Origin of the sequence: Phytohabitans houttuyneae (assembly GCF_011764425.1) — a bacterium.
Taxonomy (GTDB): domain Bacteria; phylum Actinomycetota; class Actinomycetes; order Mycobacteriales; family Micromonosporaceae; genus Phytohabitans; species Phytohabitans houttuyneae.
In genome coordinates this window covers 1,396,085-1,407,367 of the sequence record NZ_BLPF01000002.1, presented here as the reverse complement: position 1 = coordinate 1,407,367, position 11,283 = coordinate 1,396,085, and the positions used below count along the sequence as shown (strand labels likewise).

Annotated in this window: 9 protein-coding genes; 1 reads left to right on the top strand and 8 read right to left on the bottom strand. The window is 71.6% G+C overall.

Annotated features, from left to right (window positions below; translation table 11 throughout):
* The first annotated feature begins 18 nt into the window (after positions 1–18).
* Complete coding sequence (locus Phou_RS29785; RefSeq protein ID WP_173061912.1) at positions 19–1,239, top strand: response regulator; 1,221 nt, start codon at positions 19–21, stop codon at positions 1,237–1,239.
* Positions 1,240–1,284: 45 nt separating this feature from the next.
* Here the strand turns inward: Phou_RS29785 and Phou_RS29780 are convergent, their stop codons facing one another.
* The 8 genes from Phou_RS29780 to Phou_RS29745 form a co-directional block, all read right to left on the bottom strand.
* Positions 1,285–2,016, bottom strand: coding sequence for a dihydrodipicolinate synthase family protein (locus Phou_RS29780; RefSeq protein WP_218579260.1), 732 nt, complete (start codon positions 2,014–2,016; stop codon positions 1,285–1,287).
* A 331-nt stretch (positions 2,017–2,347) separates the two neighbouring features.
* Positions 2,348–3,364 (bottom strand): NAD-dependent epimerase/dehydratase family protein, encoded by a 1,017-nt coding sequence (locus tag Phou_RS29775; RefSeq protein WP_173061909.1) that lies wholly within the window; start codon positions 3,362–3,364, stop codon positions 2,348–2,350.
* A 102-nt stretch (positions 3,365–3,466) separates the two neighbouring features.
* Complete coding sequence (locus Phou_RS29770; protein ID WP_173061906.1) at positions 3,467–4,348, bottom strand: Gfo/Idh/MocA family protein; 882 nt, start codon at positions 4,346–4,348, stop codon at positions 3,467–3,469.
* Between the two features lie 55 nt (positions 4,349–4,403).
* A complete protein-coding gene (locus tag Phou_RS29765) occupies positions 4,404–5,408 on the bottom strand; it encodes a hydroxyacid dehydrogenase (RefSeq protein ID WP_173061903.1) in 1,005 nt (334 codons plus the stop codon).
* Positions 5,405–6,313, bottom strand: coding sequence for a carbohydrate ABC transporter permease (locus tag Phou_RS29760; RefSeq protein WP_173061901.1), 909 nt, complete (start codon positions 6,311–6,313; stop codon positions 5,405–5,407). Before Phou_RS29760 ends, Phou_RS29765 begins: the two co-directional genes overlap by 4 nt.
* Entirely contained in the window at positions 6,310–7,209 is a 900-nt protein-coding gene (locus tag Phou_RS29755) for a carbohydrate ABC transporter permease (RefSeq protein ID WP_173061898.1), read from the bottom strand. Before Phou_RS29755 ends, Phou_RS29760 begins: the two co-directional genes overlap by 4 nt.
* Positions 7,210–7,272: 63 nt before the next feature.
* Entirely contained in the window at positions 7,273–8,514 is a 1,242-nt protein-coding gene (locus tag Phou_RS29750; RefSeq protein WP_173061895.1) for an ABC transporter substrate-binding protein, read from the bottom strand.
* Between the two features lie 641 nt (positions 8,515–9,155).
* Complete coding sequence (locus tag Phou_RS29745; protein ID WP_173061892.1) at positions 9,156–11,210, bottom strand: outer membrane protein assembly factor BamB family protein; 2,055 nt, start codon at positions 11,208–11,210, stop codon at positions 9,156–9,158.
* Positions 11,211–11,283 lie beyond the last annotated feature (73 nt).

The following is an 11,283-nucleotide window of genomic DNA, read 5'->3' as shown; positions in this document are numbered from 1 at the left end:
CCCGACAGGAGGCAGCGGGTGACCGTCGAGATCGGGGTCATCGGTCCGCACGACCTAGTCGACGACGTGGCCGCGACCTGCGACGAGCAGCCCGGCACCACCGCCCGCCGGCTGCACTACGACCACGAGTCGCAGGCTCCGGCGATCGTGGAGGCACACGCCGGCCAGGTGGACGCATGGCTGTTCACCGGCGTGGTGCCCTACACGCTCGCCCGGGAGGCAAGCTCCCTCAACCGCCCGGCGGTCTTCGTCGACTACACCGGGGCGACCCTGCTCCAAGCCGCCGTACGGCTGTTGCGCGCCGGGCACGACGTCACCCGCATGTCGATCGACACCGTCACCGGTACCGACGTCGCCACCACGTTCGGTGAGGCGGGCCTGCCGGTGGAACGGGTCCGGTCGCTGCCGTACCGCAGCGGCCTCAGCTCGGAGGACGTGGTCGCGTTCCACCGTCGGCAGCGCAAGGCCGGCGCGGACGTCGCGCTCACCTGCATCAGTTCGGTGTACGAGGTGCTGCGCCACGAGATGGCGGCGCTGCGCCTGGCCCCGTCGAACCACTCGGTACGCACCGCGCTGCGCCAACTGCTGCTGCAGGTCGGCAGCCAGGCCCAGGAGGACGCCCAGATCGCGCTCGGGCTGGCAAACCTCTCCGACGGCGACGACGGGCTGCTCAAGGAGGTGGCCGCGCTCGGCGGGACGCTGGCCCGGTTCGCCCCCGACACGTACCTGATCGTCACCACCCGCGGCCCGCTGCACGACGCCACCAGCGGGTTCACCGCGCTGCCGATGCTGCGGCGCATCGCCGACCGGCACGAGACCGTGCAGATCGGCTTCGGTCTGGGACGCAGCGCCGCCGAGGCGGAAAACCTGGCCCGGCGGGCGCTGAGCCGGGCGCGCCGGGTCGGTCCGACCACGGCCGTGCTGTCGCTGCGCGGCGAGACCGACATCGTGCTGGAGTCAACCACGCCCACCCCGCGGCCGTCGGAGGTCAACCTGGCGGTCATCGCCCAGCGGGTCGGCCTGTCGGTGCCGACCCTGCTGCGGCTGCGAGACGTGCGCACCTCGGTCGGCGAAGAGCCGCTGACCAGCCGCGAGGTGGCCGACCACCTGCGGGTACAGCAACGCACCGCCCGGCGGATGCTGCACCGGCTGGAGCTGGCCGGCCTGGCCGAGCGGGCCGGCAACCTCGCCTCCGGCACCAGCGGCCGCCCGCTGACCCTCTACCGGCTGACCCTCTGAGGCCATCCGGTCCCCGCCCACGCTGACCGGATCGCCCGGCACGCGTCAGGACAGCCACTCGTCCAGGTGCTCGGCGACGAAGTCGTCGTCGCGCAGGTGCGGGTAGGCCCGGTGCACCCGGTCGAGCGCGGCGAGCTGACCCGGCGAGAGTTCCTCGTCCGGGTCCAGGCACCACCGGCCGGCCAGCAGGCCTTGCCGGCGCAGCACCTCGTGGATGCCGGGGATGCAACCGTGGTAGCCGTTCGCGGCGTCGAAGATGGCCGCGTTGGCGTCGGTCAGGTGACCGTCCAGAGTGAGCAGGCGGCGCAGCGCGACGTCGTCACCGGCGCGCGCCCGCCGGGCCTCGTCGAGCAGGGTCACCGCCGTACGCGCCCAGACCGCCCACTGGCCGAGCAGCCCGCCGACGAACTCGACCTCCACCGCCCGCTTGTCGACGATGACCCGGTGCGGCGCCACCAGGTCGGCCAGGATGTGGTCGTCGTTGCCGGTGTAGAGGGCGAGGTCACCGTTGCGGCCGGCCGCGCAGACGCCATGCAGTACGTCGAGCGTGCGGTACCGGTCGAAGGGCGCCACCTTGATCCCGACCACCGATTCGAGCGCGGCCAGCCGGGTCCAGAAGTCCCGGGACAACTCCCGGCCGCCGACGGCCGGCTGCAGGTAGAAACCGATGACCGGGAGCACTTCGCCGACCGCCTCGGCCCGCTTGACCAGGCCGTCCTCGTCAAGCGGCCCGTATGGCGACAGCAGCACCATGTGGTAGCCCAGCGAGGCCGCCAACTCCGCCTCGGCGACCGCCTGCGCGGTGTCCCGCAGGCACCGGCGACGAGGATCGCGTCCGTGCCGGCCGCGGTATCGGCGGCCAGTTCCAGCACCGGGGCGAGCAGGCCCACCTTCGGGTCGTGGATGGCGAACTGGGTGGTGTGCACGCCGACGGCGATGCCGCCCGCACCGGAAGCGAGGTAGTAGCGGGTCAAGGCCCGCTGCCGGCGCTCGTCGAGTCTGCGGTTCACGTCCAGGGCGAGCGGGTGGGCGGGGATGACGCACCCGCGCCGGAACCGGGCCAGGGCCGCGGCCTGTCGGGTGCTCGATGCCGTCAACACGATCTCTCCTAGAACTTGCCGTCGCGGTGCTGGAACCCGGTCGGCTTGCCGAGCAAGGGCTGGCCGCCGGCGACCCAGTCGGCCGTCAGGTCGATCAGCTCGGCGAGGGGCACGTCGGGGTAGCCGAAGAGGCGGTGGCAGAGCTGGGCATTCGACAGCAGCGCCGTCGGTGCCTCGGTGCCGGTGAACACTGGCTCGCGGCCCAGCCGGGCGGCGACCGCGGTGGCGACCTGGCGGACGGAGACCAGTTCCGGCCCGGTCAGGTTCAACACGAACGGCGGCGTGGCGGTGTGGTGCAGGGCGCGCAGGATGACCTCGTTGGCGTAGCCCTGCCAGACGACGTTGGCGTGCCCCATCGTGAGGTCCACCGCGTCGCCGGCGTGCACCGCGCGGGCGATGTCCACGAGCACGCCGTAGCGCATCTCGACGGCGTAGTTGAGCCGGATCAGGGCCAGCGGGGTGTCGTCGCGCAGCGCGAAGTGGGTGAGGATGCGCTCGCGGCCCAGGCAGGACATCGCGTATTCGCCGACCGGCTGCACCGGGATCTGCTCGACGCAGCCGCCGGTGGTGACCGGCACGAGCGGGTAGACGTTGCCGGTGCTCAGCGCCACCAGCCGCGAGCCGGCGAAGCGCTGCGCGATCCGGCCCGGCAGGTAGGCGTTGGTGGCCCAGGTGGCGTGCTCCCGGCCGGAGGTGCCGAACTTGGCGCCGACCAGGAAGATCACATTGGCCGCGTCGGGCAGCGCGGCGAGCGCGGCGTCGTCGGCGACGTCCGCCTCGACCACCTCGGCGCCCTCGTCGCGCAGCGCGCCGGCGAGGCCCGCCTCGGAGAAGCGCGACACGGCCACGACCCGCGCGCCCGTGCCGGCCGCCGCGACCCCGCGCTGCGCCAGCCGGACCAGGCTGGGCCCCAGCTTGCCGCCCGCGCCGAGGATCAGGATGTCGCCGTCCAGCTTGCGCAGGTCGTCCACCAGGACGTCCCGCGGGCGAGCAAGCCGCTCCTCCAGGTCCGCCACCGTACGCATGCCACCACACCCTTTCGAAGTAACGGTCATGACCGTAACTTCCGACCCTTGGAGCGTCAAGGTGTCGGGGGTGGTGGGTCGCCCGGCGACCGGCCGGCTGGTTCAGGCGGTGACGCGCGCCGCGGCGAGAAGGCCAAGCACGGCCCGGGTCTGCGCCCACGGCACCGGGCTCGGCCCGCCACGGACCATGCCCAGGAACGCCTCGACGGTGGCCCGGTAACCGAGCTGGTCGGCGCCGCCGCGCACCACCACCCGCTGCTCGCCGCCAGCGGTGTGGACGGTCACCTCGTACGCCTCGCCCTGGCTGACCCCGAGCACCTCGACCACGCCGGGAACCCCGTCGTCCCACTGCAGCGCAAGCAGCCCGGTGTCCTCGGAGCGCAGTCCCCGGTGGCGGCGTACGGTGCCGGCGGCCCCGACCAACCGCACCGCCGGCCCGAGCAGCGCGACCAGCAGCTCCGCGCCGTGCAGTCCCATCATCACCAGCGTGCCGCCGCCGACCGACGGGTCGTCCTGCCACGGGTTGTAGCCGGTGGCCCACAGACCGACGTCGTGCCGCACCGTGGCCCGGACCGACAGCACCTCCTCGCGCGCCACCTCGAACGCGACGAAGTCCGGCGCGAAGCGCAGCACCGAGCAGGTGAGCACCAGCTCCGGTGCCCGCCGCACGACGTGCTCCAGGCGGTCGAGCTGCCCGAGGGTCGCGGCGGCCGGCTTGTTGACGAAGCAGGGCAGCTCGCGGGCCAGCACCTGGGCCAGCGCGTCCGGCACGTCCGGGGTGGGAACGGTGAGGACCACGCCGTCCGGGCGGGTCGCCAGCAGCGCGGCGAGGTCGGGCGCCACGGCGACGTCCGGCTGCTCGGCCTCAAACCGTGCCAGCCGCTGCGGATCCGGCTCCCACACCACCAGCTCGGCGTGGTCGCGCAGGTTGCGGGCGTCGGTGTAGGGGTGACTGGTGGCGAGGCCGGCCAGAGCGATGCGCATGAGCGCAGAGGCTACTTCTCCCGCCTCTGGCCACGCCAGCGCAGGTCAGCCCTGGTCAGCCCATCCGGGCGAGCTGCTCGGGCCGTACCTCGTGGGCCAGCTGACGCCCGCGGAGAAACCGGTCGATCTCCGCCACCACGATCGCGCCCGCCCGCCGCCGGGACTCCACCGTCCCGGCGGCCTCGTGGGGCGTCAGCAGCACGTTCGGCAGCCGGCGGAACGGATGGTCGACCGGCAGCGGCTCGGCGTCGAAGACGTCCAGCGCGGCGTCGATCCGGCCGGTGCGCAGCTCTGCCAGCAGCGCGGTCTCGTCCACCAGCGCCGAGCGGGCGGTGTTGACCAGCAGCGCGCGGTCCGGCAGCAGGGCGAGTTCGGGTGCCCCGATCATTCCGATCGTCTCCGGCAGCACCGGGGCGTGCAGGGACAGCACCGGGCTGCGGGCGAGCAGCTCCTCGAGGCCGACCCGCTCGACGCCGAGCGCTACGGCCTCCGCGTCGGACAGGTACGGGTCGGCCACGAGCACCCGCGCCCCGAACGTGCGCACCAGGCCGAGGTACGCCCGGCCGGTCCGGGACGCGCCGACCACCCCGACCGTCGCCCCGCGCAGCTCCCGGCGGGGCGGGGCGTCCTTGGCGCTGGCCCAGTCGGCCCCGCTGCGCAACGCGTGGTCGAACCGGTGCAACCGGTGCAACATGGCGAGGGTCAGCGCGAGAGCCTGCTCCCCCACCGCGTACGCCATCGCGTCGCCGGCCTGGGTCACCCGGACGCCGCGGGCGAAGCTCTCCGGCGTGACGAACGGTTTCACGCCGGCCCCGGTGTGCGCGAGCAGCCGCAGCCGGGGCGCGGCGGCGAGCACCGCGGCCGTCAGCGGTGCGGTGCCCCAGCCGGTGACGACGACGTCGGCGTCGGCGAGCAGTCGCGCGAGCACCGCCTCGTCGCCCACGTCGGCGCCGTCGGCGGGCAGCCGCACCTCGCCCAGACGCCGCAGCGCGGCCGCTGTGCCGGGGTCCAGGAACAGCTCGCGGACGTGCGGCGCGGCCGCCACCGCGATGACGCTCATCCCTTGATGCCCGTGGTGGCGACGCCCTCCTGGAAGTAGCGCTGGCCGACGAGGTAGGCCATGAAGATCGGCACGAACGCCACCACCGATCCGGCGAGCAGCATGTTGAGCGGCACGTTCTCCTGTTGCAGCGAGGCGATGCCGGTGGTGAGCGTCCTCATGTCGAGGCTCTGTCCGACGATGAGCGGCCACAGGAAGTCGTTCCAGTGCCAGAGGAAGACGAAGACGCCCAGCGTGGCCAGGATCGGCTTGATCAGCGGCAGCACGATCGCGACGTAGACCCGCCACTCGGAGCAGCCGTCGAGTCGGGCGGCCTCGAACAGCGAATCGGGCAGCGAGGCGATGAACTGTCGCATGAGGAAGACCGCCTGGGCGTTGGCCAGCGTCGGCACGATCATGCCCCAGTACGTGTCCACGCCGTTGAGCTCGGAGATGATGATGAATGTGGGAATCATCGTGACGTGGTACGGCACCATCAGCATCGCGAGGAACGACCAGAACATCGTCTCCTTGCCGGGGAACCGCTTCTTGGCGAAGGCGTAACCGGCCATCGAGGCGAACAGCAGCACGCCGACCACCGACACCACCGAGTAGACGAGCGTGTTCACCATCCAGCGCAGCACGCTCTTGGCGCCGATGACCTGGTCGTACGCCTCCGTGGAGAACGGCCAGGGCAGCAGGCTGTCGGGAAAGGTGACCGGACCGGCCGGCTTGAACGACAGCACGACCATCGCATAGAAGGGGAAGAGGGTGAGCACGGCACCGGCCAGCAGCAGCGCGGTACGCCCGATCAACCAGCCCTTTCCCGACCGGCCGGCGCGGTAGGGGCGGTAGGTGCGCCGGTCACGCGGAGGCGTTCCGGTGGCCGGAGCGGCGGTGGCCGGGGGCGTGACGGTGTCGGTCATTCTTCCCTCCCCAAGGTCAGCCGCTGGATCAGCGCCACGACGATCGTCATCACGAACAGAGCGACGCCGACCGCGCTGGCGTAGCCCAGGTCGAAGTACTTGAACCCTTGGTCGTAGAGCAGGTACACGAGGCTGTAGCTGGAGCGCACCGGGCCGCCGCCGGTCATCACGTAGATCATGTCGAAGACCTGGAACGACACGGTGGTCTCGATGATGGCGACGAAGAACAGTGCGGGCCGCAGCTGCGGCAGCGTGACGTACCGGAAGCGCTGCCAGGCCGAGGCGCCATCGGTCAGCGCCGCCTCCTCCAGCTCCGCCGGAATGCCGTGCAGGCGGGCGAGCAGGATGAGCATGCCGTAGCCGAAGCGGGACCAGACCGATACCAGGACCAGGGCCGGGACCACCAGCACGCTGTCGGCGAGCCAGGAGCCGGCCGGCAGACCCAGCGCTCCCATCGCCCGCGACCACGGCCCGCCGTCGGCGAAGACCCAGGTGAAGACCACCCCGGCGAGGACCAGGCTGGTCACCACGGGCAGGAAGAAGATGGACCGGAAGAGCTTCGCGCCGCGGAAGGCGCGGCGGGTCAGCAGCGCCATGCCGAGGGACGCCAGCATCGACAGGGGTACCGACAGCGCGGTGAAGACGACCGTCACGCGCAGCGCCGACCAGAAGGTCGGATCGTCGACGAGCCGGCGGAAGTTCTCCAGGCCGGTCCAGCTGGTGTCGGCGCCGATGGTGTAGTCGGTGAAGCCGAGGATCACCCCGGCGATCGCCGGGCCGAACCGGAAGACGATGAAGAGCAGCAGGAACGGCAGGACGAACAGCAGGGCCGTGCCGGCCTCGCGGGCGGACGGCCGGCGTGCCCGCCGAAGCTGGCTCCCCGGTAGTGCAACCATCTGACAACCCTTTCGTGGCGGCTCGCGGTGGGCAGGGTACGCCCACCGCGAGCCGCGCCAAGATCAGCCCAGCAGGGGCGCTGCGGCCTTTGCCGCGTCGTCGAGCGCCTGCTCAACCGACTTCTTGCCGAGCAGAGCGGCCTGGATCTCCGGGGACAGGACGCCCTGGATGTCCCGGGCCTTCTCGTGCAGCGGGCCGACGGTGCTGGTGGCCACCTGCTGCTCCTGCACGCTGAGGACCGGGTTGTCGCCGTAGAGCGAGCCGGTGGACTTCCGCGGGGAGAAGAAGTTGGAGGCCGTGTCGTACGTCTTGCTGTTGTCGGCGTTGGTCGCGAAGGCGATCCACTTGCCGGCCGCCTCCTTGTCCTTGGCGCCGTTCAGCATCGACAGCGAGCCGACGGTGCCGTAGCCGATCTGCTTGACGTCGCTGAGGTGCGGAATGGCCTGGACGTTCTCCTTGCCCCACAGCTTCTCGGCCTCCGCCACCGGCACGTGCCAGACGCAGCCGACCTTGTTCTGGCCGATGCGCGTCTGCTCGGTCGACGGGACGGTGGTGACCAGGCTCTTGTCGACGTAGCCGCCGTCAACGAGCTGCTTCAGGAAGGTCAGCGCCTTCTTCCCGGCGTCGCTGTTGAAGGCGACCGACTTGCCGTCCGGGCTGAACACGTCGCCGCCAGCCGACCACAGCAGCGGGTAGAAGGTCTGGTTCAGGGTCTGCTTGGAGTCACCGGGGTACGCGGTGATGTCGTAGCCCTTGGCCTTGAACTTCGGTCCGAGGGTGAGCAGGTCGTTCCAGCTGGTGGGGTAGGTGGTCTCGCCGACGGCGGCGAAGACCTTCTTGTTGCAGAGCGGGGTGGCGGCGCTGGTGAGGATCGGCGCGCCCATCATCTTGCCGTCGATGCTCACCGACTTCGTCACGTTCGGGTGGTAGTCGCTCTTGGCCGCGTCGTCGAGGTACTTGTCGACCGGCTCGATGTTGCGGGCGTACTTGGGCAGCTGGTCGGGGATCAGGTAGACGACGTCGGGACCATTCTTGCCGGCGATGGCGGTGGCCAGTGCCTGGTCCCGGTTGGCCCAGGGGAAGATCTCGGTCTTGACCTCGATGTTGGGGTTGGCGGACTGGAACGCCTTCACGGTCTCGTCCCAGTACGCGCGGTGCTTGGCCTCGTCGACGATCACGGGGTATATCCACATGGTCACGGTGGTCTTGTCGGATTCACCGGAGCCGGAATCGCCACAAGCCGTGGCCGCGAGTGCGGCGACGAGCGCCACCACGACGGCCGACAGACTCTTGCGAACACGCATGTCGCATCCTTCCGGGGGAGTCAGGTTGGCCGTACAGTAACTTACGGTCCGGGCCGATACTAGAGCTGCGAAGTACCGAGGTCACACCGTTACTGTTCGTACAGGTATCCGGCCAGATCGAACCAGGCCCGTAATAGCGACGGAACCCGACGCCCGTACCCTTCGCCCCGGTGTGCTGAACCCGGGGCGGGCCTTCTCGCCGGTCGCCAGGTCGGCGGTGGGCACGGTGCCCCCGCCGCTGATCGTGGTGCCCGCCCCAGCCACTCGCCGATCATGGTGAGGCTGATCACGCGGGTCGTACGGACGCCGGTCGCCGTGTTGTAGACCGGGGCGCCCCGTGGGGTGGCGCGCTGACCGCGTCGGTCGGCAGGTCGCGGCGCCAGAGCTCGGTGCCGGAGGTCAAGTAGACCAACCGGCCATGCCGACGGCGGCGGGGCGCTGCTCACCGCCGCACCGGACGGCTCGGCGCTGTACGCCCTGCGTGGCCGCAACCTGGTTCGCATCCAGGTGTAAACCCGGGATTCCGGCGCACGACGGCGGGCCGGCGATCCCACCGCGCGGATCGCCGGCCCGCTCCAGTCCTTGCCTGCGCTGGTGCGCCCGTGGTCGGCTCCGGCCTTCGCTGCCGGGGCCCGCGGCGGTCAGCCGGTCACTGTGACCCGGTACAGATGCTCGCGGTCGCCGAGGAAGAGCCGGCCGTCCGGGTGCACGGCGAGGAACTCCGCCGGTTGCTCGAGCACCGTCCGTGTGGACCCGGTGGCCAGGTCGACCTGCACCACCTGCTGGCCGTTCACAAGCGCGTACAGCAGGTGGCGCGGGGCGTCGTAGCCGAGCTTTCCGCGGCTGTCGGCGATGCCCGGGGCGAGCTGGAGGCGCTGGACGACCGAGCGGGTCGCCAGGTCGACGGCGAAAAGCTGGCCACCGGCCAGGCCCCAGAGCAGCCCCGTGCGGTCCAGCGCCAGCGCCGGGATCGCGGTCGCACCCGGCACCGGCACGAACTCGAACGTCTTGGTGTCACCGGTGACATCCCAGCCGAACAGCATCGCATCGGTCTGCGTGGGCGGGGGCACGCTGTACCCACCGGAGATCGAGGTGCCACCGACGAGCAAGCCGTTGACATGGGTCAGGCTGACGATCGACTGGTCGGTGACCACCGGCCGGTGCACCCGCGACGCGCCCGTGGCCTTGTCCACGATGGCCAGCACCCCGCCGAGGCTGGTGTTGGGCATGGTGCCGTACGCGACCTTGTCGCCGGCGTCGGTCAGTGCCCGGGCCCGCACCTGGTCGGCGGACTTCAGGTCGAGCATCTTGGCCGGGTTGTCCGCACTGCCGGGCAGGCCGGGTGAGTACTCGGGGCTGTGCCACGGCCCGGCTGCGTCGTACCGGTACAGCCGGGAGTCCGGGTACGCGCCGAGCCAGACCCGGTCGCCGGTCTCCAGCACACTCTCCACCTGGGCGAACCGCTGGAAGTTCGTCACACCCGTGTCCGGGTCCACCCGGGCCAGGCCGCCGTTGAGGTAGCCACCGACCCAAACGGTGCCGGTCTGGCCGACATGCAGGGCCGCGATCGGGATCGGCGCGCCGGGCACGTTGGTCTGCACCACGTCGGCCCGACCGGTCACCGGGTTCCAGCGGAACATGTCACCGCGCCAGAGCAGCCCGACGAGGGTCCGGCCCGGCCAGTCCCGGTCGGCGAGGGTCACCCAGCCGATGCCCCGGTTGTTGACCACCCGGCCGGGGAAGACCAGCGGGGTGACGGTGAACGTCCGCCTGCCCGGGTGGTAGCCGGTGAGCCGGCCGGCTCGGGTGAGGTAGACCAGGCCTCCGGGCCCCGGCGCGGAGACGTCCAGGCCGGCGACGTCGGCGATCAGGTCGGTCCACCGCCGTGCGGCGATGTCGTACACGCCGAGCCGGCCGTTGGTGGCCGAGCCGAACCGCGCGTACACGCGGCCGTCGTGGGCGTTGAGGTCGTAGACCGTCACGCCGGCGCCGTCTCCCAGGGCGTCCGGCAGCGGCAGTTCGCGCCGCTCGCCGGTGGCCTTGTCGATCTCGAACAGGTGCGCGTCCGGCTGGGTGCCGGCGTAGATCTTGTCAGCGGCGATGGCAAGGCTGCGCACGTACTGGACGCCCGGGAACACCTGGCCGTAGTCGCGGGTCGTCCCGGTGGCCGGGTCGTAGGCGAAGACCCGCCCGCCGGGGAAGGTGCCGCCGTAGACGACGCCCGCCTCGTCCACGGCCATCCGCCAGATGTACGTCTCGGAGGCCAGTGGACGGCCGAGGTTCTCCACCGGGCTGTCCGGGCCGGGTCGGCGGCGATACAGGTCACCGGTGTTGTAGGCGCCGACGTAGACGGTGCCGTCGGGCGCGGCGGCCACCGCGTACGAGCCGGGGGCGCCGGTGAGGTCCTGGGCTGAGACGACCTGGCCGGTCGCGGGGTCGATCGCGACCAGCCGGGCCGGCTCACCGGACACCGCGGACCAGAGCACCGGCTCTCCAGTGGGGCCGGGGGCGACGGTACCGCCGATGAGCAGTACGTCGCGTAGCGGGATGCCGAAGGGATCGACGGTCACCCCGGCGGCGGCAAGGCCGCCGGCGGCGACGTTCGCGGTCGCGGGGTTCATGTTCCAGGCGAGGGACAGGGCCGGCGCGGCGGTGAGGGCGACGGCGGAGCGGAGCAGCGTACGGCGGTTCGTCATGGGCCTACTTCTCTTCCAGTGATGGCCGGGAGCCGGCGGCCAAGCCGTGACAGTCAGTACCGGAATCTGGATG

Bases quoted from the DNA above. Each gene is read 5' to 3' on its own strand.
- Phou_RS29755 (WP_173061898.1), bottom strand. From the start codon at position 7,209: ATGGTTGCACTACCGGGGAGCCAGCTTCGGCGGGCACGCCGGCCGTCC.
- Phou_RS29760 (WP_173061901.1), bottom strand. From the start codon at position 6,313: ATGACCGACACCGTCACGCCCCCGGCCACCGCCGCTCCGGCCACCGGA.
- Phou_RS29750 (WP_173061895.1), bottom strand. From the start codon at position 8,514: ATGCGTGTTCGCAAGAGTCTGTCGGCCGTCGTGGTGGCGCTCGTCGCC.
- Phou_RS29770 (WP_173061906.1), bottom strand. From the start codon at position 4,348: ATGCGCATCGCTCTGGCCGGCCTCGCCACCAGTCACCCCTACACCGAC.
- Phou_RS29765 (WP_173061903.1), bottom strand. From the start codon at position 5,408: ATGAGCGTCATCGCGGTGGCGGCCGCGCCGCACGTCCGCGAGCTGTTC.
- Phou_RS29745 (WP_173061892.1), bottom strand. From the start codon at position 11,210: ATGACGAACCGCCGTACGCTGCTCCGCTCCGCCGTCGCCCTCACCGCC.
- Phou_RS29775 (WP_173061909.1), bottom strand. From the start codon at position 3,364: ATGCGTACGGTGGCGGACCTGGAGGAGCGGCTTGCTCGCCCGCGGGAC.